Origin of the sequence: Methylophaga sp. (genome assembly GCF_048266885.1) — a bacterium.
GTDB lineage: Bacteria > Pseudomonadota > Gammaproteobacteria > Nitrosococcales > Methylophagaceae > Methylophaga.
Genome location: NZ_JBLWYR010000003.1, coordinates 60,020 through 86,264, shown reverse-complemented (window position 1 = coordinate 86,264; position 26,245 = coordinate 60,020). Strand labels below are relative to the sequence as shown.

At 45.5% G+C, this 26,245-nt stretch carries 26 protein-coding genes; 20 read left to right on the top strand and 6 right to left on the bottom strand.

Going from position 1 to position 26,245, the window contains the following annotated elements; all coding sequences use genetic code 11:
* Positions 1-3 precede the first annotated feature (3 nt).
* Together ubiH and ACN0V2_RS02430 are read left to right on the top strand one after the other, a co-directional pair.
* Entirely contained in the window at positions 4-1,206 is a 1,203-nt protein-coding gene (gene ubiH / locus ACN0V2_RS02435) for a 2-octaprenyl-6-methoxyphenyl hydroxylase (RefSeq protein ID WP_417549202.1), read from the top strand.
* Complete coding sequence (locus ACN0V2_RS02430) at positions 1,203-2,375, top strand: UbiH/UbiF/VisC/COQ6 family ubiquinone biosynthesis hydroxylase (protein WP_417549201.1); 1,173 nt, start codon at positions 1,203-1,205, stop codon at positions 2,373-2,375. Before ubiH ends, ACN0V2_RS02430 begins: the two co-directional genes overlap by 4 nt.
* A 5-nt stretch (positions 2,376-2,380) precedes the next feature.
* Here the strand turns inward: ACN0V2_RS02430 and ACN0V2_RS02425 are convergent, their stop codons facing one another.
* The 3 genes from ACN0V2_RS02425 to rhlB are packed head-to-tail and all read right to left on the bottom strand — an operon-like array spanning position 2,381 to position 4,689.
* The gene (locus ACN0V2_RS02425) at positions 2,381-3,073 is read right to left on the bottom strand and encodes a hypothetical protein (protein ID WP_417549200.1); all 693 of its coding nucleotides are present in this window, start codon (positions 3,071-3,073) and stop codon (positions 2,381-2,383) included.
* A complete protein-coding gene (locus ACN0V2_RS02420) occupies positions 3,060-3,386 on the bottom strand; it encodes a hypothetical protein (RefSeq protein ID WP_417549199.1) in 327 nt (108 codons plus the stop codon). The genes ACN0V2_RS02425 and ACN0V2_RS02420 overlap by 14 nt, the downstream gene beginning before the upstream one ends.
* Complete coding sequence (rhlB, locus tag ACN0V2_RS02415; protein ID WP_417549198.1) at positions 3,373-4,689, bottom strand: ATP-dependent RNA helicase RhlB; 1,317 nt, start codon at positions 4,687-4,689, stop codon at positions 3,373-3,375. Before rhlB ends, ACN0V2_RS02420 begins: the two co-directional genes overlap by 14 nt.
* Positions 4,690-4,789: 100 nt before the next feature.
* Here rhlB and trxA point away from each other — a divergent pair, with 100 nt between their 5' ends.
* From trxA to ACN0V2_RS02380, 7 genes are all read left to right on the top strand, one after another.
* Complete coding sequence (gene trxA, locus ACN0V2_RS02410; protein ID WP_417549197.1) at positions 4,790-5,116, top strand: thioredoxin TrxA; 327 nt, start codon at positions 4,790-4,792, stop codon at positions 5,114-5,116.
* 128 nt (positions 5,117-5,244) lie between these two features.
* Positions 5,245-7,407, top strand: a complete 2,163-nt coding sequence (gene uvrD, locus ACN0V2_RS02405; RefSeq protein WP_417549196.1) for a DNA helicase II — start codon at positions 5,245-5,247, stop codon at positions 7,405-7,407.
* Positions 7,408-7,422: 15 nt separating this feature from the next.
* Complete coding sequence (locus tag ACN0V2_RS02400) at positions 7,423-8,520, top strand: TRAP transporter substrate-binding protein (protein ID WP_417549195.1); 1,098 nt, start codon at positions 7,423-7,425, stop codon at positions 8,518-8,520.
* Between the two features lie 2 nt (positions 8,521-8,522).
* A complete protein-coding gene (locus tag ACN0V2_RS02395) occupies positions 8,523-8,774 on the top strand; it encodes a hypothetical protein (protein WP_417549194.1) in 252 nt (83 codons plus the stop codon).
* Entirely contained in the window at positions 8,761-9,288 is a 528-nt protein-coding gene (locus tag ACN0V2_RS02390; protein ID WP_417549193.1) for a DUF411 domain-containing protein, read from the top strand. The genes ACN0V2_RS02395 and ACN0V2_RS02390 overlap by 14 nt, the downstream gene beginning before the upstream one ends.
* A complete protein-coding gene (locus ACN0V2_RS02385) occupies positions 9,288-10,160 on the top strand; it encodes an EamA family transporter (RefSeq protein WP_417549192.1) in 873 nt (290 codons plus the stop codon). Before ACN0V2_RS02390 ends, ACN0V2_RS02385 begins: the two co-directional genes overlap by 1 nt.
* A gap of 106 nt (positions 10,161-10,266) precedes the next feature.
* The gene (locus tag ACN0V2_RS02380; RefSeq protein WP_417549191.1) at positions 10,267-11,484 is read left to right on the top strand and encodes a DEAD/DEAH box helicase; all 1,218 of its coding nucleotides are present in this window, start codon (positions 10,267-10,269) and stop codon (positions 11,482-11,484) included.
* Here ACN0V2_RS02380 and ppc read toward each other — a convergent pair.
* On the bottom strand, positions 11,481-14,324 hold the full coding sequence (ppc, locus tag ACN0V2_RS02375) for a phosphoenolpyruvate carboxylase (protein WP_417549190.1): 2,844 nt from the start codon (positions 14,322-14,324) through the stop codon (positions 11,481-11,483). The genes ACN0V2_RS02380 and ppc overlap by 4 nt on opposite strands.
* Positions 14,321-15,787 carry a glycogen synthase GlgA gene (gene glgA, locus ACN0V2_RS02370; RefSeq protein WP_417549189.1) on the bottom strand — a complete coding sequence of 489 codons (1,467 nt, stop codon included), beginning with the start codon at positions 15,785-15,787 and terminating at the stop codon, positions 14,321-14,323. The genes ppc and glgA overlap by 4 nt, the downstream gene beginning before the upstream one ends.
* Before the next feature lie 78 nt (positions 15,788-15,865).
* On the opposite strand from glgA, the gene zwf reads away from it, so the two are divergent.
* Positions 15,866-17,335 carry a glucose-6-phosphate dehydrogenase gene (gene zwf / locus ACN0V2_RS02365; RefSeq protein ID WP_417549188.1) on the top strand — a complete coding sequence of 490 codons (1,470 nt, stop codon included), beginning with the start codon at positions 15,866-15,868 and terminating at the stop codon, positions 17,333-17,335.
* A 63-nt stretch (positions 17,336-17,398) separates the two neighbouring features.
* On the opposite strand, the gene asd is transcribed toward zwf, so the two are convergent.
* Entirely contained in the window at positions 17,399-18,136 is a 738-nt protein-coding gene (gene asd / locus ACN0V2_RS02360) for an archaetidylserine decarboxylase (protein ID WP_417549187.1), read from the bottom strand.
* Positions 18,137-18,375: 239 nt separating this feature from the next.
* On the opposite strand from asd, the gene ACN0V2_RS02355 reads away from it, so the two are divergent.
* The 10 genes from ACN0V2_RS02355 to flhA are packed head-to-tail and all read left to right on the top strand — an operon-like array spanning position 18,376 to position 26,243.
* Complete coding sequence (locus ACN0V2_RS02355) at positions 18,376-18,783, top strand: flagellar basal body-associated FliL family protein (RefSeq protein ID WP_417549186.1); 408 nt, start codon at positions 18,376-18,378, stop codon at positions 18,781-18,783.
* Between the two features lie 49 nt (positions 18,784-18,832).
* Positions 18,833-19,342 (top strand): flagellar basal body-associated FliL family protein, encoded by a 510-nt coding sequence (locus ACN0V2_RS02350; protein ID WP_417549185.1) that lies wholly within the window; start codon positions 18,833-18,835, stop codon positions 19,340-19,342.
* Positions 19,343-19,344: 2 nt separating this feature from the next.
* Complete coding sequence (gene fliM / locus ACN0V2_RS02345) at positions 19,345-20,367, top strand: flagellar motor switch protein FliM (RefSeq protein WP_417549184.1); 1,023 nt, start codon at positions 19,345-19,347, stop codon at positions 20,365-20,367.
* Positions 20,364-20,822: a flagellar motor switch protein FliN gene (fliN, locus tag ACN0V2_RS02340; protein ID WP_417549183.1), complete on the top strand. Its 459-nt coding sequence runs from the start codon at positions 20,364-20,366 to the stop codon at positions 20,820-20,822. Before fliM ends, fliN begins: the two co-directional genes overlap by 4 nt.
* Entirely contained in the window at positions 20,819-21,238 is a 420-nt protein-coding gene (gene fliO / locus ACN0V2_RS02335; protein ID WP_417549182.1) for a flagellar biosynthetic protein FliO, read from the top strand. The genes fliN and fliO overlap by 4 nt, the downstream gene beginning before the upstream one ends.
* Positions 21,235-21,972 (top strand): flagellar type III secretion system pore protein FliP, encoded by a 738-nt coding sequence (fliP, locus tag ACN0V2_RS02330; protein ID WP_417549181.1) that lies wholly within the window; start codon positions 21,235-21,237, stop codon positions 21,970-21,972. Before fliO ends, fliP begins: the two co-directional genes overlap by 4 nt.
* A 2-nt stretch (positions 21,973-21,974) precedes the next feature.
* A complete protein-coding gene (gene fliQ, locus ACN0V2_RS02325; RefSeq protein WP_417549180.1) occupies positions 21,975-22,244 on the top strand; it encodes a flagellar biosynthesis protein FliQ in 270 nt (89 codons plus the stop codon).
* Positions 22,245-22,246: 2 nt separating this feature from the next.
* The gene (gene fliR, locus ACN0V2_RS02320) at positions 22,247-23,029 is read left to right on the top strand and encodes a flagellar biosynthetic protein FliR (protein ID WP_417549179.1); all 783 of its coding nucleotides are present in this window, start codon (positions 22,247-22,249) and stop codon (positions 23,027-23,029) included.
* Positions 23,022-24,161, top strand: coding sequence for a flagellar biosynthesis protein FlhB (gene flhB / locus ACN0V2_RS02315; protein WP_417549178.1), 1,140 nt, complete (start codon positions 23,022-23,024; stop codon positions 24,159-24,161). The genes fliR and flhB overlap by 8 nt, the downstream gene beginning before the upstream one ends.
* Before the next feature lie 3 nt (positions 24,162-24,164).
* Entirely contained in the window at positions 24,165-26,243 is a 2,079-nt protein-coding gene (gene flhA, locus ACN0V2_RS02310; protein WP_417549177.1) for a flagellar biosynthesis protein FlhA, read from the top strand.
* The last annotated feature ends 2 nt before the right edge of the window (positions 26,244-26,245 follow it).

Below are 26,245 nucleotides of genomic sequence, written 5' to 3'. Positions count from 1 at the left end.
GTCGTGAATACAGATTTTGATCTACTGATTGTTGGCGCAGGCATGGTGGGTTCAAGTCTAGCTATTGCATTGCAGAATAGTGGCCTGCGAATTGCTCTGGTAGAAGCCCAGGATTTGCTGGAACACCACCAGCCGGGCTTTGATGATCGTGGTATTGCCTTATCCTATGGCTCGCAGCGGATTTTCGAAACCATGCAACTCTGGCCTCAATTAGCTGATAAAGCTTCCGCGATTAAAGGCATACATATTTCGGATCGCGGTCACTTTGGTGCTACCCGGCTAACTGCCGAAGCAGAAAATGTACCGGCATTGGGCCAGGTGATGACCGCTAAGCATCTGGGCATTCAATTAAATCAGGCATTACAGCAACATCCAACATTAAGCATTCTGACACCGCTACAGGTTGATAGCCTTGAGCAAAACGCTACATCGGTCACTGTCACGTTATCTGATGGCCAGCAACTTACCACAAAATTACTGGTAGGCGCCGATGGGCAATTTTCCACTATCCGCGAATTACTGGGCTTATCCAGCTGGCAGCGTGAATACCAGCAAACTGCCATTACCGCCAATGTCCTACCTGAACGTGCACATCAAAATTGGGCTTACGAACGGTTTACGGAACATGGTCCGCTCGCATTATTGCCGATGTCGGAAGGTCGCTGCAGCCTGGTGTGGACGGTTCAAACCGGTAAAGAAAAATCCTTATTGGAATGTAGCGAACAGCAATTTGCCGAACAATTACAAACAGCTTTTGGTTATCGACTGGGGCATTTCGAAAAAATCGGCCAGCGCAGCAGCTACCCATTGGGATTGATGCAAACTAATCAGCCGGTACAACACCGAGTAGTGTTAATTGGTAACGCGGCGCACAGTCTGCACCCGATTGCTGGTCAGGGCTTTAACCTTGGCTTACGTGATGCGGCAGTGCTGGCAGAGTTAATAGCAACCCATCGTGAAGATTGTGGTCACGCTAGTGTGTTACATGACTACGCAGACTGGCAACAGCGGGATCAGGATAAAGTAGTCAGCGCCACAGACTTTTTGGTGAAAACCTTTAGTAATAACAGTTTTCTGTTGGGCCATGGCCGCTCGCTCAGCCTGGCATTACTTAATGGTCTCCCGGCATTAAAAAGCCGGCTGGCAAAAACCAGTATGGGCCTCAGCGACAAACAAACCAGACTTAGCCGAGGGCTGCCATTATGAAAAATGACTTTGATGTAATCATTGTCGGTGGTGGCATGGTCGGCACTGCTTTTGCGCTGTTACTTGTCAAGCAAACTGATTTAAAGATAGCGTTAATCGAAGCACATCAACCTGCCACTGTAGCCATTGATGATGCACCACTGCAACGTGTCAGTGCGATTAACCCCGCCAGTCAGAAAATTCTGAGTGAGGTTAATGTCTGGCAGACACTTCACCCTAGCCGTTTGGGTCCGTTTGAAAACATGCAGGTTTGGGAAACGGCTGACAGTGATCTGCAGTTTTCTGCTGCAGATATCGGTGTTGATTATCTGGGCCATATTGTTGAAAACCAGCATATTCAACAGCAGGCATTGGCAGCAGCCAAATTGCATCCACAAATTGAATTTATCTGTCCAGCTCAACTACAGCATTATCAAGCAGGCCAGATCACCTTGGAAAGCGGTCGCTTATTAACCGCTGAATTAATTGTTGCTGCTGATGGAGCAAATTCCGTATTGCGAGAACAAGCTGGAATTTCTAGCCGGGGCTGGACTTACCAGCAGCATGGTCTTGTCGCAACCATACGTACTGAACAGTCGCACCAGAAAACTGCCTGGCAACGTTTTCTGCCGGGCGGACCGCTCGCTTTTTTACCTCTAAATGATGCGCATTTGTGCTCCATTGTCTGGTCCCTTCCAACCGAGCAGGCAGAACACCTCAAAACCTTGAATAAACACAGCTTTGAACAAACGCTTGCTGAAGCATTTGAGCATCGGCTGGGCAAAGTTGAACTGGTTTCTGATCGCGCCAGTTTCCCACTGGCCTTGGCCCATGCCAGAGAGTATGTAAAACCAGGTTTTGCTCTATTGGGTGATGCAGCACACACAATACATCCCCTTGCTGGGCAAGGCGTGAATATTGGTCTGCAGGATGCTGAAGCGTTGTCCGAAATCCTTACCTGGGCGGTACAGAATGAGCGTCGGATTGGCAGTTTACATACGCTAAAGAAATATCAACGGCGGAGACTCGCAGAAAATCTGCTGATGCAATTCAGTATGGACGGTTTTCATCGGCTGTTTACCCAGACTGCCAGCCCCATCAGCTGGTTAAGAACAACTGGTATGCGACAAGTCAACAAATCACAGTGGCTGAAAAACCATTTTATGCATCAAGCAATAGGATCAAGATAAATTGGTCAGATTGGCAGAAACATCATTGAGGCTGCCTGTACCACCACTGTTTTTACCAGCCGACCATTTTTCTGCGCGATAATCGCTGACATATTATCCTGAGTCGCAATCATGCCACCAATAATGCGTTGAAAACTCAAATTTCTCGACTCATCCTGCAAGCTATCGCTTAACAACAAACGTTTGTTATTTTGATCACGTTTTTCCGCCAGCATCCAAGCCGCAATTTCGATATTCCGTGCACTGTTGTAAAGCTTTTGCTGGTCAATTGAAGACAGATAATAGAATTTTGACTGATTGTTATATGAAGTCATTAACATTCGTCGCATGCCCACAGTAAATGCGAGCACTCTATCGCCATCATAATCGTCGGTCAATGCCAGACGAATAATTTCAGTTGGCTCAAACCCATCCCATTTATCAAAACCTACATTTGCGGGATAGATGAATAATCTGGCCACGCTGTCTTCCAATGTCCGCATATGACGATCATGACGCTGATTGGGATTACGTTGATAAAGTTTGATGGTCAGCGTTTTTAGATCCTGCATGACCCGTTGTTGGTGTAACTCAATAATATCGTCAATATTACTCTTGGCGAAATTTGAAAAAGCAGGTGAACCGTCATTTGTATTGGTGGCACAAGCCGTTAAAAACCAAAAAGCACTGCTGATTAAGGCAAACTTAAGCCATCGCATCAAATAGTCTCTCCTGAGTTGAAACATCCTTGATTGCCTCTACCTGCAAGTAGGCTTGTACTTGAGCTGGCAGTCTGGTTTGTGTGTCGTCACGTTCAGTTTCACGATTGACCAAGCTGAAGTTACGAATATATCGTGCCTGCTGGCTATCGTAATTATCCGTCACTCCGATAACCGGACGGCTGATAACAGGTGGACGGTTTACATTATTAAATTCAGATTGTTTATCAAACACCACCGGGAGTCGAACAGACGACTCTTCCGGCTGTCTGCTCGGGGTGAAAAGTACCGGTAAATTACTATTGATTTGCATCCGAAGTTACCGGTTTGCTCGATCCCTTAGAGGATTTGTTACGTCGAGGTCGATTGTCTTTGCTGTTATCGCCACGTGATTTATTTTGGTGACGAGGTGTCGGATTACGTTCTGCTCTGATTCTCGGTTGCGGTGTTTCCAGCTGCTCATCAGAGCTTTGCGCTACCGGTAATTTATGTTTTATATATTGCTCAATATCAGGCAATGAAAAGGCATATTCTTCACAGGCCAGACTTATCGCAATACCACTAGCACCCGCTCTCGCTGTTCGGCCAGTTCGATGCACATAGTCTTCTGCATCCTGAGGTAAATCAAAGTTAAACACATGACTGACTTCCGGGATATGCAACCCACGAGCCGCCACATCGGTAGCGACCAGATAGGGAAATTCACCATCCTGAAAATGTTTTAACAGGCTTTCACGTTTTTTCTGTGGTACATCACCGGAGAGTAATGCCGCTTTGTAACCATTACCTTCCAGATAACCCCATACACGTTCAGCGACTTGTTTTGTGTTGACAAAAACAATACTGCGCAAAGGCTTAATACGTTTAATTAACGCCAGTAACAATGGGATTTTTTCTTCGTTTGAAGGGTAGTAAACCCACTCTTCAATCCGGTCACCCATCATTTTTTCCGGTTCAACCTGCACTTTTTCCGGATTATTCATGTGCTCGTAGGCTAGCTCAGTCACTTTATAACTGAGAGTGGCAGAGAACAACATGCCTAAACGTTTTTCCGGACTTGGCAGACGGCGCAAGAAAAAACGCACATCTTTGATAAAGCCCAGATCAAACATCCTATCCGCTTCATCGAGCACCACAACTTCAATATTATTAAGGTTGAATACCCGCTGTTTATGAAAATCCAACAGTCGTCCCGGCGTGCCAATTAATACATCGCAACCGTCAGTGATAGCATCGCGTTGACGTTGATAATCTTTACCACCATGCGCGATCACAATGCGCAATCCGGCATGGCTATTTAATAATTCGGCATCTTTAACAATCTGAATTGCTAATTCTCGAGTGGGTGCCAAAATCAAAGCACGAGGTTGTTTAGGCGGTGAATTTTGCGCATCTTGGTTAGCTAATAAGCGCTGAAATGTGGCTAATAAAAAGGCGATAGTTTTGCCGGTACCCGTTTGTGCCTGACCCGCGACATCGTGGTTTGCCAGCAATAATGGTAATGACTTAGCCTGTATCGGCGTGCAAAATTCAAAGCCCGCTTGCTGCAAGCCTTTCTGCAGTAGCGGATGAAGTGGCAGCGATGAAAATGCCGTGTCGGTGAGGTGAGCACTCATATAAATACTTGCATTACCTTTACTGATAAGAAAAAATGTTACTCAATGTTGGCTTGCGAGTATAGCGGTCCAATACTTTAGATACCACTGGAGATAAAACATGAGCGAAAACGTCACTAGTGTGACCGATGGCGACTTTGACAGCCTGGTTCTACAGTCTGATTTGCCTGTATTAGTCGATTACTGGGCAGAATGGTGCGGTCCCTGCAAAATGATTGCGCCGGTGCTAGAAGAAATTGGTGCGGAATACGCAGGCAAATTAAAAGTCTGCAAACTGAACATTGACGAAAATCCAGATACACCTCCACGCTACGGCATTCGTGGTATTCCTACGTTGATGCTGTTTAAAGATGGCGAAGTAGAAGCGACTAAAGTTGGCGCATTGACCAAATCACAATTGGCTGCGTTTCTCGACAGCAACATCTAAATTTGTGATGTACTCCTATCCCCACACCAGTGGGGATAGTTGTATCTATAGATGCCTCACTCTAAGCCTTGCATATTCATGCCAGCTAACGCTGATCTAGGCAACCACTCCGAATTGTTACCAAGCTGATGGATGTATCTGAACTACTCGATGATCTGAATAAACCGCAACGTGAAGCTGTTGCCGCACCACTTGGCCATACACGTATACTGGCTGGCGCTGGTAGCGGTAAAACACGAGTTTTGGTTCATCGTATTGCCTGGCTGATTCAGGCCGAAGCCTTATCTCCTGCCAATATCCTTGCCGTTACGTTCACCAATAAAGCGGCCGCTGAAATGCGTGGCCGCATTGAACAGATGCTGGGTTATCCGATTGGCGGAATGTGGGTTGGTACTTTCCACGGTTTAGCGCATCGCTTGCTGCGGTCACACTGGCAGGAAGCAGGCCTACCTCAAGGCTTCCAAATTCTTGATAGTGATGACCAGTTGCGCATGATCAAACGTATTATCCGCGGCATGTCCCTGGATGAAGCGCAGTGGCCGCCAAAACAGGCCCAATGGTATATCAATGGCCAGAAAGACGAAGGTCTCAGAGCAGCACATCTGCAAGCTGGGGAGGATCCTTATTCGCAAAATATGCTGGCAATTTACCTGGCCTATGAACAAGCCTGTGAACGCGCGGGTGTGGTGGATTTTGGCGAGTTACTGCTGCGCAGTCATGAGTTATGGCTGAAACGCCCTGATATTCTGGCGCATTATCAACAACGTTTTTCTCAAATTCTGGTCGACGAGTTTCAGGATACCAACACCATTCAATATGCTTGGATAAGAGTATTGGCTGGCCAGACCGGACATTTATTCATAGTCGGTGATGATGATCAGTCTATCTATGGCTGGCGCGGCGCCAAAATTGAGAATATTCAGAAATTCCATAAAGATTATCCTGACGCCAGTACCGTAAGGTTAGAACAAAACTATCGCTCTACCGGTAATATTCTTGCTGCCGCCAATGCAGTTATTGCCAATAACAGTGAGCGTCTGGGCAAAGAATTATGGACTGAAGATGCTGATGGTGAACCCATTCAGCTCTATAACGCCTACAACGAGCGTGATGAAGCTGCCTATCTGGTGCAAGAAGTTCGCAACTGGATGAATCAGGGTGGCAAGCGCAGTGAAATTGCTGTGTTATATCGTTCCAATGCCCAGTCACGAGTGATTGAAGAAGCCTTGATGCAATCCGCTGTGCCTTATCGGGTTTATGGTGGACTACGATTCTTTGAACGCGCTGAGATCAAGGATGTTTTGTCATATCTGCGTCTGATAAGTAATCGGCGTGATGACGCGGCTTTTGAACGCATTGTGAACATCCCCACTCGCGGTATCGGTGCCGCAACCCTAACTCAGCTGCGCCAATATGCCCGCGAAACCAATCAATCTATGTGGCAATCTTCAGTAGATTTTTTACAGCAAAAAACCTTACCTGTGCGTGCGGGCAACGCGTTATCGGCGTTTTTAACGTTGATTGATTCATTAACACCGGAAGACGACAGCATGTCGTTACACGAACTGACGGCTCTGGTTATCGATGAAAGTGGGCTGCGTACCCACTTTGCCAAAGATAAAACCGAAAAAGGCCAAGGCCGCATTGAAAACATGGATGAGCTGATCAACGCGACCCGCGAATTTATGCGTTCCGATGATGAAGAAGAAATGCCGTTACTGGATGCTTTTCTTGCGCATGCCGCATTGGAAGCCGGAGAGAATCAAGGGGATCAATGGCAGGATTGTGTGCAGTTGATGACGTTACATTCAGCTAAAGGCCTGGAATTTCCAATCGTGTTTATGGTGGGTATGGAAGAAGGACTATTTCCAGGTCAAAAATCCTCTGACGATCCACTCAGGCTCGCTGAAGAGCGCCGTCTGTGCTATGTCGGCATGACTCGAGCCCGCAACACATTGTATCTGCTGTACACCGAATCACGTTATTTGTATGGGCAAGAGATGCATCCTCGCCCTTCTCGCTTCCTCAGTGAAATCCCTGTCGAGCGGTTGCATCAAGTTCGTTCTCAAAAAAATATGGCGTCGCCAGGTTTAACAGCTATTGCCAGTCGCAGCCATTCAGCTGATGATACGGGTTTCAGAACCGGCCAACAGGTGATGCACCAGAAATTTGGTCAAGGTGTCATTATTGACACTGAAGGTAACGGCAGCCACGCTCGGGTTCATGTGAATTTCAAACAAGCTGGAAGCAAATGGCTGGTTTTGGCCTACGCCAACCTTGAAACCTTGTAATTCAGGAAAACCATAATGCAATTATCTGTTTTTACACGACGCTTGGCCATTTTGATAAGTATCTGCTTACTCGCTGCTTGTGGTCCGGATGACGCGGGCCCATTCAACGAAGAAATTGATACCAGTAAAATTTATCGTTGGAAAATGGTCACAGCGTGGCCTCCAGGCTTTCCTGTTTTACAGGAAGGCGCTGAACGTTTTGCCGCAAATCTTGAAGCCATGTCCAATGGTCGACTCAAAGTAAAAGTATTCGCCGGAGGTGAGTTGATTCCAGCGTTACAAACCTTTGATGCTGTTTCACAGGGAACTGTAGAAATGGGCCATGGCAGTGCTTATTATTGGGCAGGTAAAGTGCCTGAAGCGCAATTTTTCTCTACAGTCCCTTTCGGTATGACACCGCGCGGTATGAATGCCTGGTTATATCATGGTGGTGGTTTAGATCTGTGGCGTGAGGTCTATGCGCCTTATAATGTCGTACCATTTCCACTTGGGAATACTGGCATCCAAATGGGCGGCTGGTTTAATAAAGAAATCACCTCTATGGCCGATTTACAGGGTCTGAAAATGCGCATTCCTGGTTTAGGTGGCAAAGTATTCGCCAAGGCTGGTGGTAACCCTATCCTGCTCGCCGGAAGCGAAGTTTATACCGCACTGGAACGCAATACCATTGATGCAACCGAGTGGATTGCGCCTTATCATGACCAGCGTCTGGGTCTGCATCGTGCGGCAAAATATTACTACTATCCTGGTTGGCAGGAACCAGGTGCAGTGCTTGAGCTCAGTATTAATAAACGCGCCTGGGATTTATTGCCACCTGATTTACAAGCTATTGTTGAAAATGCAGCAAAAGCTGAAAATCTGCTTATGGCATCCGAAATGGAACAAAAGAATGTGACAGCATTGGCAGAGTTACGCCAGCGTGATGATATTAGTATTGTGCCTTTCCCTTCCGATGTACTGAAAACACTGAAAGAAATTACTGAACAAACGCTGGCTGACGAAGCCGCTCAAAATCCTAAATTCAAACGTGTTCATGAAGCCTATAAAAACTTTCGTGAACAAGATGAAGATTGGGCAACTATTTCTGAAAAAGCCTATTTGGATATCCCATAATCATGGTACTCATTATTTTTACTCGTGAAGGTCTGGATGCATTTAAGGCAGAAATCAGTGATGATATCTCGGCCATCTGGCACAACCCGCAGCTTTTGACAGAAATTGAACGTGATCAATTTAAAAGCCATGGCATCAACTGCGTTGAATTGCCGCAGATGATCGATGTTGATAATAACAAGTCGACATTATGGGCTTTGGAATATGTTGAGAAAAATAGTGACGATCAGGAGATTATGATTGAGTGCCCTTAATTTAGTATTCAGCCTGACATTGATGCTGAATCTGGCTTTTGTGTCCACGCTGCATGCCAGTGAATGGGATCAGGCCCGCTTACAACTTGAAACACCTCAAACCATTACCGTTTATCGTGATGTCAACTGTCAATGCTGTCATAAATGGATTGAACATCTTGAAAAGCATCAATTTGTAGTAATCGATACCATCAGCAATAACATGAGCCAAATCAAGGAAAAACTGGGCGTTCCTAACAATATGGCCTCATGTCACACCGCCGTGATTAATGAGTATGTGATTGAAGGACATGTGCCGGCTGATGATATAAAACAGTTATTGATTGATCAGCCTGGCCATATCAAAGGATTATCAGTACCGCAAATGCCAGTAGGCACACCGGGGATGGAGATGGGGCCTCGCAAGGATCATTTTATCGTCTTTAGTTTCGATCAAGACGACGAGTACCAGCTATTTAATGCTTATCAAACCAATGATGAAAATAACTATCTGCCGTTAAACCCCACTCAGTAATGGAATTATTGATCGTCCTCGGGCGAGTATTTGCCTCAGCAGCCGCAAACGTTTTCCAGAAAAATTTTACTCATCAAGGTTTGCATTCACTGTTTATTGTGATGCTTTCCTATATCGTTTTAATGCTAATCAGCCTGCCTTTATTAATATTGGTTGAGCATAGCGTAATTGAAGACGGTTTCTGGCTCAATATTCTGCTGGCAGCCTTGCTGGATATGGCCGGTACGTTGTTTCTGGTGGTGTCTTTATCCAAAACTGACCTGTCGGTTTTCGGACCACTGAACGCTTATAAAGTGGTGATTTCAATGATCCTCGCGGTGATTTTTCTGGGCGAAGTACCCAGCCTGCAAGGTTTCAGTGGCGTCATGATTATTTTGCTCGGCAGTTTTTTATTATTTCCGCCAGCGGCCAGCTCTTCCTCAAACCGACTATGGAATTTGTTCAGACAACGCGGTGTGCAATATCGGTTTCTATCGATTCTGTTATTTTCAATTGGTACCTTGCCGCTTAAAAATGCCGTGCTCAGTGGTGGTGCCTTAGCAACCACTCTTTACTGGTGTTTGTTTGGTTTGCCATTCTCTGTGGTTCTGTACTACTGGTTTGGTGGAAAACGCTTGCAAGTCGATTGGCAAACCGCCAAACAACACCGTAGTCATTTTCTCTGGTTAGGTAGTTTTATCTTTTTGATGCAATACACCACTATGCTGGTGTTTTCGCAATTACTGGTGGCGTATTCGTTAGCATTGTTTCAGCTCAGCATGGTATTGCAGGTATTTCTTGGTTATCGGATTTTTCATGAGAAACATATACTTCGACGATTATCAGCCTGTGGGGTAATGATTGCTGGGTGTTTACTGGTGCTTACCACTTGAGTGACTGCTCCTCGTTCAGGCTTGCAATTGATATTGTGGTATATTGCCCGCCACTTCTCTGCCTGTTGTGATCCCGCAGGCGCTTTCGACTGATAAGATAAACACCATGACTTTTGACGATCTCTTTCTTGATGATGAATTGATTGCCGCCGTTCGCGACAGCGGTTTTGAAAAACCCACTGACGTTCAGCAGCTGGCAATCCCGGCACTATTAGCCGGTCAAGATGTGCTGGCCTGCGCTGCAACCGGTACCGGAAAAACTGCCGCATTTATTCTGCCGATTTTGCAACGCCTCAATGATGAAAGACATAAACACGATCAAGCGCGAATCCTGATTCTTGCACCTACTCGTGAATTGGCATTTCAAATCCAGCATGTGTTTCACCAGTTAGGTAAAGCCTTTAAACCAACCATAGCGATGCTGACGGGTGGTGCTTCGCCCTGGGCACAGGTGCAGCATGCCAGTGCTCAATGCGACATTATCATTGCCACTCCAGGTCGCTTACTAAGCTTGGTGAATGATGAATCGGTTGATTTATCCGCAGTTGAATTGGTCATTATTGACGAAGCCGATCGCATGCTCGATATGGGACAGGGACCGGATGTGCTGATGGCGCTTGCCGCGATCAAATCCAAATTCCAAGCCGGATTATTCTCAGCAACCTTAGCGGGTAGTGGTGTCAGAATTTTTGCCGACGAACTGCTTACCGATCCTCAGGAAATTCACATCAACGCGGCCAATAAATTGGCAGAAAATGTGACTCAGCAGGTGTATCTGGCTGACAACCGTGAGCATAAACAGGCTCTGTTACTGGCGTTTATCAATGCACCAACTTGCCAACGCGCTCTGGTGTTCTGCAATAAAAAAACCCGTGCTGAAGAGGTCTGCGACTGGTTGCAATCACAGAATATTTCCGCTCAGTTATTACATGGTGATTTTGATCAATCAGTGCGCCGTGAACGTATTCGTAAATTCCGCGCTGGCCAAATCAAAGTCACAGTAGCCACTGATGTGGCCGCCCGCGGACTGGATGTAGCAGACATTACCCATGTCATTAACTACGACCTGCCGTTTCGCGGTGATAATTATATTCATCGCATTGGCCGCACCGGTCGTGCTGATAAACACGGCACGGCGATTAATTTGGTTGAACCACATGATCTGAAAAATCTGGAACGCATCGAATACCACCTGGGTCATGGTTTACCGATCCGCAAATTGAAAGGCTTGGCGCCTAAGGCCAAAGCCAATAAGGCGCGTTCCAAAACAAAAGATGAAAAACCGCGTTATATTCCAAAAAAAGACCGGCCAAGCGATAGTTAACCTGTATTACGCATTCCCTGTGAAATGGCGCTGATACTTCGCAATAGCGGGTCGCGCCATTTGGCCGTTTCAGTTTCGGTATAACCTCCATGCCGGTAACGTTTTAATAACAGCAACTGAATGTGATTTAACGGATCCAAATAAGCCTGACGTCGACGCAAAGACAACGCTAATAATGGATTTTCCGCCATCAACTTATCGGCTCCTGTGAGTTGTAATAATTGACCGACTGTTTGCTGGTATTCCTTTCTAATCACCTCTAATACATCAGCAGCCTGTTGTTTATCTAAACATAAATCAGCATATTCCGCAGCGATTTCCATATCGGCCTTGGACAGAGACATCTGCGTATTACTGACCATAGCCCGGAAAAACGGCCATTCAAAATACATTTTTTGCAAAATATCGCGGCGGCTCGGATCTTCAGCAACCCATAAAGCAATCGCACTACCTATACCATACCAGCCAGGCAAGGTATGTCTGGATTGTGCCCAGGCAAATACCCAACCGATAGCTCTGACAGAGGATTTTGAGCGATCACCTGCTTTGCGATGTGAAGGTCGTGAACCGATATTCATCAAGCCTATTTCACTGATTGGGCAGGCTTCATAAAAATAATCCAGAAAGCCCGGTGTCTGTTCAGTGAGCTTGCGGTATTGCTGTTCACCCAACTCGGCAAGTTGCTGCATGATACTGAGATATTCGGTTTTTTCTTGCGCTGAATCGGTCACCAGGCCTCTACTGGCTTTAATTAACGCAGACACGCCCATACCCAGCTCATACGATGCCGTTTCGGTATTGCCATATTTAAATGACAATACCTCGCCCTGCTCGGTGAATTTAATCTGGCCATGAACGGTATCAACCGGTTGGGCCAGAATTGCATCATGGGTTGGACCGCCTCCACGTCCAACAGTACCGCCCCTGCCATGAAACATTCGACAGCCAATGGCATATTGCTCTGAAAGCCGGCTAACAGTTTTCTGTGCCTGATATAAATTCCACGCTGATGCCAGAATGCCGCCATCTTTACAAGAGTCGGAATAACCGAGCATCACTTCCTGCATATTGCCTGAAGCCGTTAATAAGGTTCGATACTGACTGTTTTCCAGCAAGGCCGACATCACTGGCTCGATATGCTCCAAGTCTTCGATGGTTTCAAATAATGGCGCTACACGAATATGGCAAAACCAGCCATGTTCGTCCTGACCAATTAAGTCGGCAAATTTAGCCAGCAGCATCACTTCCAGAATGTGACTGGCCTGATGGGTCATTGAGATCACATAATTGCCAAAGGCTTTTTCGCTGACTTCTACCCGTAATCGGGCAATCAGTCTAAATACATTGAGTATTTCCAGAGAATCTGGCTGCAAATCCCCGTAGATCTCAGGCAAGCGCGGGGCTGCCAATAAATCGCTCAACAGAGCCTGCCGCTCAGTTTCATTCATTTGCAGATAATGGCGATTAAGGCCGGTTAATGCCAATATCTCACCCACTGCATCGGTGTGCTTAGAGGACTCCTGACGGATATCCAAGTTATACAGATAAAAACCAAAGGTTTTGACCAGTCGAATCAGATCGGTGAGTTCTGCAGCGGCAATCGCAATATCACCATTTTCCACCAGTGATTTATGTATCAGGTGCAAATCTGCCAGAAATTCATCTTCATTGTGATAAGCAACACCCAGACTTTCAATTTGCAGATCCGGTCGGAAAAACTCTTCCAGCACCGCCAAATTATCTTTCAATCGGTAACGCATCATATAAAGCTTGCGCCGGTAGGGTTCATTCACAAAACGTTGTGGATTAGTTGAAAATGCCCCAGCAAAACGTTCTTCGCATTGTTCAATATCGGCTGCCAAGGCTTCACTAATATGACAAAGTGGTTGCGATTGGGTCAGAATAAAACTGAGCTTGGTGACATCATCCAGATAACGGCGAATCACCGTACGTTTCTGCAGTGCGATTGCCATTTCTGTAGTTTGTGCGGTAACAAAAGGATTGCCATCACGGTCGCCGCCAATCCATGAACCGAAGCGCAAATAATCCGGCACAACAATCGGGGTTTCCGGATCCAGTTCATCGCCATACACTCGACGCAGCGCGTTTTCCAGATTTCGGTAGGTTCTGGGCACCGCATCAAACAAACTGACATTGAAATAATACAAACCGTTTTTGATCTCATCGCGTACTGACGGTTTCACCGCTCTGACTTCGTCAGTTGACCAAAGTAACTGGATTTGACGTTTTAACTGGGCGCGAATTTGTTGCTGATCGAACTCCGTTAACAAACCATCGGTAAGCTTTTCATCGAGCAAAAACACCCGGCGTAACATCTCCATTACCGTGCGACGTTTGGATTCTGTCGGATGCGCAGTAAACACTGGCATATAAACCAGTTTTCCCATTAACTGCTGCAATTGCTCAAGCGACACACCTTCATTTTTGAATTGGCTCAATGTATCGAGAAATGAACCGTGCCAAAGACTTCCACCATTACGCAGCTGGATTTGACGGTTATGGTGGTGATAGGCCTCTTCAGCCGTATTGACCAGACTGAAATAGAGATTAAAAGCGCGAATAACTTCCCGTAAAGTAAATTCATCCAGCGATTCAATTTTATCTTTTAAGGTTTGGCGCAATTCAGCATCATCTTCCTTACGCAGCTTTATAAAGCCTTTGCGTAATTGTTCAACCGCCTTATAAACCTCATCTCCGGATTGTTCTGCGATGACTTCGCCCAACAAATTCACCAGAAATCGCACATGCGCTCGCAGATCCTTATCGGTAAGCAGTTCTAGATCTACTACATTGGTAAAATCAACTTGTCTTGTTGTCATGAGTTATCCACTAATTGCTGATACAGGTGTTGATAGGCTTGCGCGCTGTTTAGCCAACTAAAATCCTGCACCATTGCAGTCAGCATCATCCGTCGCCACAAACGGGGATGTGAAAATAATTCATCTACTTTTAACAAAGTATCGTAAAAGTTTTCTACTGTGGGCTGGTCAAATTTAAACCCCGTTGCCAGCATTTGCTTGCGATTGTCTTCGCTGGCATCGACTACCGTATCCGCCAGACCACCAGTGTTTCGAACCACAGGCAATGTGCCATAGCGCAAACTATACATTTGGTTTAAACCACAGGGTTCAAATCGTGATGGCATCAAAAACGCATCAACACCCGCTTCGATTTTATGCGCTAATGCTTCATCGTAACCAAATTGAATACCCACTTTATCAGGAAATCTGGCTCTTAAAACACGCAGATCCTGTTCAAATCCTGCTTCACCACTTCCCAGGCAAACTAATTGAATATCTTTTCCCTCGGCCAATAAACGATTAATAGCGTCAATGGTGAGGTCAACACCTTTTTGTGACACCAGTCGACTAATCATGCCAAACAGCAGTGTTTCGTTCGATTCAGGTAAAAAGAAATGCTGTTGCAGCGCTTTTTTATTAAGGGTTTTGGGCTTTAAGTTTTTAATACTATATTGATGACTGATAAATTTGTCAGTCTGTGGATTCCACTCATGGGTATCTATACCATTAACAATCCCACTCAGTCGGGATTGCTTTGCACGCAGTTCTAACAACCCTTCAAGGCCATATCCATAATCATAATGGCAAATTTCCTGCGCATAGGTGGGGCTGACAGTCGTTATATGATCGGCATAGATCAAACCACCTTTCATAAACGACATCATGCCGTAAAATTCAATGCCCTCTACCTGCCATAGCGATTCAGGCAAATCGAGCATCTCAAATACTTCACGAGAAAACAGCCCTTGATAGGCCATATTGTGAATCGTAAAAACTGTTGCTGGACGACGCTTTTCTATACTGAGTAAGGCTGGTATCAGACCAGTCTGCCAATCATTACAATGCACGACTTCCGGTTGCCAGCTTAACCCGACTTCATTGACGGCTACGGCGACAACGGCCCGACAAAATAAAGTAAATCGCGCCGCATTATCGGCCCAGTCTGCGCCATTTGGATCACAATACGGTCCACCATCCCGATCAAAATGATCTACTGAATCAACTAACCAGACAATCACATCACTGTCAGGTAATTGTGTTTGAAGGATATGAATAGGTTGGTGATAACCATCCAGTTTGATGCTCGCCACCAGCGGACAGTCGCCTAGCTGATTCAATGTGGCGCGATAAGCTGGCATGATAATGCGTATATCCTGCTGCATCTGTGAAAGTGCCAATGGCAGGCTGGCTGATACATCAGCAAGACCGCCAGTTTTCATTAGCGGATGGACTTCACTGCTGGCAAACAGAATTTTTCGCACTATGCTCTCCCAAAATTGTACAATTGCTAAATTATATACGCTCAAAGGCATAGTCACAGCCTTGTAACGGGAGAAACCATGCAACCTTGTACTATTGTTATTTTCGGCGCCACCGGCGATCTGTCCCAGAAAAAACTGCTGCCAGCTTTGTATCATTTACAAGCGGAAAATCGTTTAACCGACGACACCCGCATCATTTGTATGGGACGCAAAGAAAGCACCCAGGAAGAGTGGCAGGAGCTGGTAACAGAATACGTTACTCCGCGGGTCCGTGGTGGTATCGATAACGATTTACTGCAGACTTTTTTAAAGAAAGTGCATTATTTCAAATGTGATATCAATGAAGCCTTCAGCTATCACGAATTGAAAAAACTGATCACCACACCGGAAAATGGTTTCTCTCAGAATATCGTTTTTTACCTCTCCATCAGTCCTTCTCTATTCAGCGTAGTGGGCGATCAACTTTCTGCCGTTGGCTTGAATCAGGAACAGGATGGCTGGCGTCATCTGGTGGTCGAAAAACCGTTTGGTTACGATCAGAAAAGTGCCGCTGAACTGGAACGCATTCTGCGCAAAAACTTCACAGAAGAACAAACTTACCGGATTGATCACTATCTGGGTAAAGGTACGGTTCAGAATATCTTTGTTTTCCGCTTTGCCAATCTGTTGTTGGAACCATTGTGGAATCACAAATACATTGATCATGTACAGATCACGCATGCTGAACAGCAAGGTGTTGGTGGTCGCGCCGGTTACTACGATGGCTCTGGTGCGCTACGTGACATGATTCAAAGTCACTTATTGCAGGTAATGGCATTGGTTGCAATGGAACCACCTGCCGATATGGATGACGAATCATTACGTGATGAAAAAGTAAAAGTTCTCAAATCAATTCGTCCAATCACCAAAGATAACGTTGATCAACATGCTTTCCGCGGTCAGTATGCGGCAGGTGAAATCAACGGCAAACCGGTCAAAGGCTATCTGGAAGAAGATGATGCGCCAGCAGGCAGTGTGACCGAAACCTATGCTGCGATGAAAGTCTACATTGATAACTGGCGCTGGCATGGTGTGCCTTTCTACCTGCGCACCGGTAAATGCATGCCGGAATCAAAAGCGATGATTGCCATTCGCTTTAAAAAACCACCATTGGAATTGTTCAAAGACACCAAAGTGGGTGAAAGTCATGCCAACTGGATTGTCATGGGTCTGCAACCTGACAATACCTTGCGTATTGAATTACAGGCCAAACAACCTGGTCTGGAAATGAAAGCGCACACTGTTGGTTTGGAAACAATGGAAACCGACGACAACAAGCATAAGCTGGATGCTTATGAAGCATTAATCCTGGACGCTATCCAAGGTGATCGTTCATTATTCCTGCGTGCTGACGAAGTTAATCTGGCCTGGAAAGCGGTTGATCCGATTTTGGAGAAATGGTCTGAAGAAAAAGACTTCATTCACACCTATAAAGCTGGTACCTGGGGTCCCGAAGAAGTTGAGCAATTAAAGGACAACAGCTGTCACGCATGGCGTAATAATGCCTAACTAAGTAACAATCCAAAAAAAACCGGACAATGTCCGGTTTTTTTTGGATAATATTTTGAAATATCAAGTCAAAGCCTGACCTAATTTTATCTTCATCTCTGCTTTCCATTGCTCGGCCCACTCGGGTGCTGCTTGAGGTAACAGCAGTACTACTGTGGACCCCATGTTAAAGCGTCCCATTTCTTCACCTTTATTCAAGCGAATATTGGAATCAGCATAATGCCAGTCCAGAATATCTTTGGTGTAGGGCGGCGTAATTTCACCTTCATGCCACACCGTTTCCATACTGCCAACAAAAATAGCACCGACAAGAATTAACGCGACAGGACCAAAATCGGTTTTGAAAATTGTGACCACTCGCTCATTTCGCGCAAACAACCGTGGAACACCACGCACAGTGAGCGGGTTAACTGAGAATAACTTACCGGGTAAATAGCGCATCCGCATCAACTTTCCGGATAGCGGCATATGAATGCGATGATAATCTCGGGGAGACAAATAAATTGTTGCAAATTGTCCTCCCTCAAACTTTGCTGCTAATTCTTGATCACCACCAAGTAACTCCAATGTCGAATAATCATGACCTTTAGCCTGCACTATTCTTCCTGCAGTAATTGGACCTATTTGGCTAATACAGCCATCTACTGGTGAAGTAATTACGTCGCTACCTATGCTGATAGGTCTGGCTTTAGCTTTAATCTTACGTGTAAAAAAAGCGTTGAAGTGTTCATAGTGATTGATATCAGGTTGGACGGCTTCGCTCATATCCACTTTGTATTGGCGAATAATGGTTGAAATCATTTGATTCTTAAGCCAGGGAATTCGACATCGGCAAATCTTATGCATCAAACGTGACAATGCATGTTGCGGTAGGCAATGTTGTGGAAGTGTAAGCCAAAAATCTTTTTTACTCGCTTTTGGTATCTCAGTTTGCTTTAGATCGTTATTAGACAAATTGCCCCCTTTCACCCATTCCTTAAGCTTGTCATAATCAACTCTTGATATCACCAGCATCTTTCCGAATAGGAGTATACCAAGTCATGAAAAATCTGCTGAACGCATTGGTAATCACATTGCTCAGTTTTATCAGCTTTGCCAGCTATGCGGGAGGCGGCCAGTCGACTCTACCCTTGTATTACGTTATTGAAGAACCTTTCACTATTAATTTCTTGCGACAAAGTGACGAGAAAGCTCGCTACCTGCAAATCAAAGTCGCCTTAAAGTCGAGTGATCCAGCCATTCTAACCAGTGCTGAAAGCAATTTGCCCATGATTCAGGACACACTTCGCATCCTTTTCGCGGAGCAAGATATGGATACCGTTAAAAGCCTTGATGGTCGCAGCAAGCTTCAAGAAGAAGCATATCAGCGTATTAAAGCCATTTTTGAAGAGGAAACAGGTAACAGTAATCTTGAAGCAGTGTATTTCACTACCTTCCTCTGGCAATGAACAGGCACGGTATTTGCTTTAAATAATTTATCGATAGGACATAGACAACATGGCTGAAATACAAAAAGATATCGAACTCAAACAAGGCATGAGCAAAAAAACCAAAATCATCATGATTGTTGGGATTGTTGTGCTGTTATCTGTCATAGGTGCAGGCGTTTACTGGTGGCTATCTAAAGATGCAGCCTCGGAGGAGTCGACCGAGGATGCTGAGGTAGCTGTACAGAAAGCAACTCCGGTTTACCACGAGGTGGCTTCGCCATTTATTGTTAATTTTTCTGAACAAAGCAATAACCAGGTTCGTTATCTGCAAATTAAGATGAAAGTGATGGCACGTGATCAGGCAACCATTAGCCTGTTTGCTTTGCACGAACCGGCTCTGGTTCATGAATTGCTGATGTTGTTTTATAGTCAAAATTATGACGAATTAAGCACAACCGAAGGAACACAAGCTTTACAGCAAGCGTCATTGGAAACCATTAATAACTTCCTTAAGCAGCAGGATAGCTCGATCACCGGCCTTGAAGCGGTTTATTTCACCAGTCTGGTAATGCAATAGTTATGGCCGTTCACGATATATTGTCACAAGATGAAGTCGACGCCCTGTTAAACGGACTGGGCGGTGACGATATTAAGCAGAATGAGCCACAACTAGACGAGTTTGGCAAACCTCGTCGGTATGATTTTGGTAACGAAGAACGTATCATTCGCGGCCGCATGCCGACGCTGGAAATGATCAATGAGCGATTTGCTCGTTATCTACGGATAAATTTATTCAACATGTTACGTCGGTCGGCTGAGATTTCCGTCGGCGGTGTTCAGGTGATGAAGTTTTCTGAGTACGTGCATACCCTTTTTGTGCCGACCAGTCTTAACTTAATTCAATTACATCCACTTCGCGGTACTGGGCTCATCGTATTTGAACCAAAATTGGTATTCACCATCCTTGATAATTATTTCGGTGGTGAAGGCCGTTTTCAGGCGCGTATCGAAGGCCGCGAGTTCACTGCTACTGAATTGCGCGTTATCCGTATGGTGTTAAACCTCTGCTTTAACGATTTAACCGAAGCTTGGTCTCCGGTGATGCCGGTCAAATTTGAATTCGTCAATCATGAGGTGAATCCTCAATTTGCAAATATTGTTAGTCCAAGCGAAGTCGTGGTTATTTCGACCTTTCATATAGAGCTGGATGGTGGTGGTGGCGATTTACACATTACATTGCCCTATTCCATGCTGGAACCGATTCGCGAATTATTGGATACCGGTTTGCAAAGCGATCGGTCTAATGATGATGGCCGCTGGGCCAAGTCCATGCGTGAAGAACTGATGTTGGCAGACGTCACCATATCCGCCACATTGGCTCAAACCAAACTCACATTAGAAGATGTTCGCAAGTTAAAAGTGGGCGACATTATTCCTATCAGCATGCCCAAAACAGTCACCACAATGGTCGAAAACATCCCGGTGTTTCGGGCGAGTTATGGTGAACACAATGACAAAGCAGCGTTAAAGATCACCTCAATTATTGAACATCCAAAAGACAATACACCAAGCTATCAGTTGGCAAAGGCTAAAAAATCATGAGTGAAGATACTAAACAATCCGATCAGGATCTGGCTGACGAATGGGCTGCGGCACTTGAAGATCAAGGCGATAATGATTCGGCAGAAGATCCTTGGGCTGCTGCGTTGGAAGAACAGTCAGAAGCCGAAGCGTCCAGTTCACAAGCCAGCCCTGCTCCCCTCGATAAACTGAATGATGAAGGCAAACAACGGTCTGAAGTTAATCTGGATATGGTGTTGGATATTCCTGTCACCATTTCAATGGAAATCGGTCGTACCCGCATCAGTATTCGTAACCTGCTGCAATTAAGCCAGGGTTCTGTAGTAGAACTTGATCGTTTAGCTGGCGAGCCTATGGACGTATTAGTAAACGATACGTTAATTGCTCATGGCGAAGTGGTAGTGGTAAACGATAAATTTGGTATTCGACTAACTGACGTCATTAGTGCCGCAGAACGGATTAAAAAACTGCGATGAAATTCTGGCACGTTATTTCAACGGCCTTAGTTTCCGTGTTGCCGTTACCGATATATGCCGAGACTATGAACTCTGCGCCAGTCAATGCCAGTACATTGCTGCAAACCATTTTTGGTTTAATTGTAGTGTTGGCAATCATCGTCTTTTTAGGCTGGCTATTAAAACGCACTCAGTACTTTCATGCCGCGCATCATGGTCAATTAAAGGTATTGGGAGCCATTTCATTGGGGACTCGTGAAAAAGCGGTATTGATTCAAGTGGGTGAACAACAGCTTTTACTAGGCGTCACCTCACAACAAATCAATACGCTATATACACTGCCTGAACCGCTTTCAATCCGAGAATCCAATGTAAAAAATACTGATTCATTCGCTGAAAGACTAAAACAAATGATGCAACAGCGAGGCAATTCATGATTCGTCTCGGATTATTGCTGGTCTGTATCTTGTTGCCAGGGTTGGTACTAGCAGAACCTGGTATTCCTGCTTTGACCTTATCCACCGGCGAAGACGGATCACAAAGCTATTCGTTAACTTTGCAAATCCTGGCTCTAATGACCGTGCTGACATTGTTGCCAGCAGCATTGTTAATGATGACTTCGTTTACTCGAATCATTATTGTGCTGGCCATTCTGCGACAAGCTATGGGGGTGCAATCCACTCCATCTAATCAGATCATGATTGGTCTGGCTTTATTTTTGACCTTTTTTATCATGTCCCCGGTCTTTAGCAACTCGTATGAAAATGGTGTTAAGCCTTATCTTGATGGCGATATAGAAGCTACAGCGGCGATAGAACAGGTCAGCTTGCCTTTTCGTGAATTTATGCTGGCACAGACACGTGAGAGTGATATCGCGTTATTTGCCGAAATTGGAGGTTATGAGGCGATTGAAAGCCCCGATGATGTTCCGTTTACTCTATTGTTGCCTGCTTTTGTAACCAGCGAATTAAAAACTGCTTTTCAGATTGGTTTTCTAATTTTCGTACCGTTTTTAATTATCGATCTCGTGGTCGCCTCAGTGTTAATGGCGATGGGTATGATGATGTTGTCCCCGATGTTGATTTCCCTCCCCTTTAAACTGATGTTGTTTGTGTTGATCGATGGTTGGGCATTGTTGATGGGAACGCTGGCCTCCAGCTTTTATATTTAGCCATGACACCTGAAACTGTTTTAACTGTCATGCAACAAACGTTGGAAGTGATTACCTTATTAATCATCGTTATTTTAATCCCCGCGTTAGTTGCCGGTTTAATTGTCAGTATGTTTCAGGCTGCCACATCTATCAATGAACAGACCTTAAGTTTTATCCCAAAATTACTGATCACTATTCTCGTTTTAATGATGGCCGGCCCCTGGATGTTGAGTTTGGTGACCAACTACACCATCCGTCTGTTTGAAAACATTCCCTACCTGATAGGTTAGTGATGAACCTGTCGATCGCAGAAATTAGTGCGATGCTCGGTACTTATCTGCTGCCGTTATTTCGTATCGGTGGCATGGTGATGGTCGCTCCCATCTTCAGCAGTAATTTTATTAATGTCCGAACCAGACTCATTATTGCTATGGCCATAACGTTAGTGGTGGTTCCAACTATAAACACCCCAATCCCAGTGGTCTCACCATTAAGTGCTCAGGGCATCCTGATGATCGCCCAAGAAGTAATGATTGGCATATGCATGGGGTTTATGTTGCAACTGTTAATCAACGCATTCATCGTCGCAGGCCAGATTGTTGCGATGCAGATGGGGCTTGGTTTTGCCTCCATGGTCGATCCACAAAACGGTACGACCGTTCCCGTTATCAGTCAGTTTTATATGATCTTTATCACGCTAATGTTTTTAAGTATCAACGGGCACTTAGTATTAATACAAGTCATGGCAGAGAGTTTTATCACGCTGCCAATTGGTGCCGGCGGCATTGCGGTTGAGAGCTTTCGGGATATCGCCGGTTTGGCTAGTTGGATGTACGCCGCTGGCGTCATAATCGCGTTACCAGCGATTGGTTCGCTGATGATGGTCAATCTGGCCTTTGGTATTTTATCGCGCGCTGCCCCACAAATCAGTCCATTTTCCATTGGTTTTCCACTGACGATTGGCTTGGGCTTTGTCATCATTTATATCACCTTACCCGCTGTTGGCAATCATTTGGTCAATCTTGCTGATCAAATATTGCAAATGACTCGTTTGCTGGTACAGAACAATGGCTGAGCAGGATAGCGGTCAAGAACGTAACGAAGCCCCCTCGGGTAAACGACTCCAGGATGCTCGGGAAAAGGGTCAAGTTCCTCGCTCTCAAGAATTAAGTACCGTTGTGGTATTGATAGCTAGTGCTGTGGCAATGTTATTTGTCGGAGGCAATTTGATCAGTAGTCTCGGTGAAGTGATGACGCAATCGTTTTCGCTGAATCGGAAACTGATCATGGATCCTCATATGATGGCGCAGCAACTGATTCTCGCCTTGAAAATCATGGCTGTCGATGTCGGCACCTTTCTCGCCATCACTCTGATAGCAGCTCTGTCTGCACCGGCACTGATCGGTGGCTGGAATTTTTCCACCCAGGCCATTGGAGTCAAGCTGGAAAAGATGAGTCCATTACGAGGTCTGAAACGAATTTTTGGACCTCAAGGTCTAGTGGAACTGGGCAAAGCTCTTGGTAAGTTTTTGCTGGTTGGCAGCATCGGTACAGTAATTCTTTGGAACCTGCGTGACCGATTATTGACACTCGGACGTCAGGAAGTTAACTCGGCCATGACCGAGTTGGGCTTTATCGTTTTATGGGGTTTTTTGGCCATTTGTGCCAGCCTGATTTTGATTGCATTGATTGATGTACCTTTCCAAATGTGGAATCACACCAAACAACTACGTATGACAAAACAGGAACTTAAAGACGAAAATAAAGAATCTGAAGGTAGCCCTGAAGTCAAAGGGCGCATCCGCAGAATGCAGATCCAATTATCACAGCAACGCATGATGCAAGATGTGCCCAAAGCCGATGTGATTATTACCAACCCAACACACTATGCGGTGGCGTTGCGTTATGACCAATCAAAATCCGGCGCACCTGTCGTACTAGCCAAAGGTACCGATCTGATTGCCCAACAAATCAGAATGGTTGGCGATCACCACGAAGTCCCCATTATCTCTGCTCCTCCGCTGACTCGGGCCGTGTATTACAGCACGGAGATCGGTCAGGAAATTCCATCTGGTCTATATATTGCAGTAGCTCAAATACTGGCATTTGTTTTCCAATTGAGACGTTACAAAAATACAGGCGGTAACAAGCCAAATCTCAATACTGAAGACCTGCCAATACCTGATGAATTTAAACGAGATGAGTAGTCAATGGAGAATACAAGCCTGACCAGCCGTTTAGGCGTTGCTTTAAACGGTAATGTCGCGACACCAATGTTTTTGGTGGCACTGCTGGCCATGGTGGTTATCCCCCTACCCGCGTTCATGCTGGACATGCTGTTCAGCTTTAATATCGCGTTATCGCTGACCATCGTGCTAGCCAGTGTCTATGTCAGAAAACCCTTACAGTTTGCAGCATTCCCGACCATCTTATTATTAGCAACCTTGTTAAGACTTGCTTTGAATGTGGCCTCTACCCGTATTGTATTGTTAGAAGGTCATACTGGCACCGCCGCTGCAGGTGATGTTATTGAAGCCTTTGGTTCGTTTGTAATCGGTGGTAATTATGCTGTCGGTCTAGTGGTGTTTGCCATCTTAGTAATTATCAACTTTGTGGTGGTCACCAAAGGTGCCACTCGTATTGCTGAGGTCAGCGCCCGTTTTACCTTAGATTCAATGCCCGGTAAACAAATGGCGATTGATGCTGACTTGAATGCTGGTTTGATTGATCAGGATGAAGCCCGCAGGCGTCGTGAAGAAATCATGCAGGAATCGGATTTTTACGGCTCAATGGATGGTGCCAGTAAATTTGTTCGCGGTGATGCTATAGCCGGGATCCTGATCCTCTTTATCAACATCATTGGTGGTTTTATCATCGGCGTGATGCAACATGGCCTGAGTTTTTCTGAAGCCGCCCACAATTACACCCTACTGACCATCGGCGATGGTTTGGTTGCCCAAATCCCTTCTTTATTACTTGCTGCCGCAGCGGGTTTATTGGTCACGCGTTCAACAGCCGATCAAGATATTGGCGAACAGATATTTTCTCAACTGTTGAAAGAACCCAAAACGTTAGCCATCACCTCAGGAATTATCGGTGGCATGGGGTTAATCCCAGGTATGCCTAATGTGCCGTTTTTGCTATTAGCAGGCGCTGGTGCTGGCAGTGCCTGGTTAATTGCTCAGCGTCAAAAAGCCGCCACGCTGGCTGCAGCTCCACCGCCACAACAGGAAGCTAGTCGCGAGCAACGTGATTTGAGCTGGGATGACTTAAGTCCAGTTGACCCTATTGGTTTGGAGGTGGGTTATCGGCTTATTCCTCTGGTAGATAAAAACCAGGGTGGCCAATTAATGAATCGCATTAAGGGTATTCGCAAAAAGATCTCGCAAGAAATGGGCTTTTTAATCCCACCAGTACATATCCGCGATAATCTGGATTTATCGCCCACGTCCTATCAAGTCACGTTATTTGGGGTGACCTTTGGCGAAGCTGAGGTATATCCAGATCGGATGCTGGCGATCAACCCCGGTCAGGTATTTGCTCAACTAGATGGGATTAAAACCAAAGATCCCGCTTTTGGACTTGATGCCATCTGGATTGAACCAGGCCAAAGAGAGCATGCTCAGGCCCAAGGTTATACCGTGGTGGATGTCGATACCGTGGTCGCCACCCATTTAAGTAAAATCTTACAAAACCATGCACATGATTTATTGGGCCGTGAAGAAGTGCAGCATCTGCTGGACAATCTCGCCAAAATCGCACCGAAACTGGTAGAAGGTTTGGTCCCAGACACTGTGCCCTTAGGAACCGTACAAAAAGTATTGCAAAACTTGTTGCAAGAAAATATTCCGATTCGAGATATCCGTACTATCAGTGAAGCGATTGCTGAACAAGCAGCTCGTAATCCAGACCCCGAAGCCATTACTGCCGCGACACGCATGGCATTAGCACACTCTATTGTGCAGCACATCAATGGCACGCAACCCGATCTGCCAATTATCACGTTAGATCCAGAGCTGGAACAGATATTGCTAAAAACATTACAGGCTTCTGGAGAAGGTGGTGCAAGTTTGGAACCTGGTCTTGCAGAGAATATGCATAAAAATCTGCAAGAAGCGGCTCAACGGCAGGAAATGTCTGGCGAATCCGCCATATTGGTGGTTCAAGCAGGCTTAAGAGGTTGGATTTCCCGCTTTATTCGACATGCGATACCAGGACTGCATGTGCTGTCCTACAACGAAATACCAGATGATAAACAAATACGCATTGTGGCAAATGTGGGTCGATAACA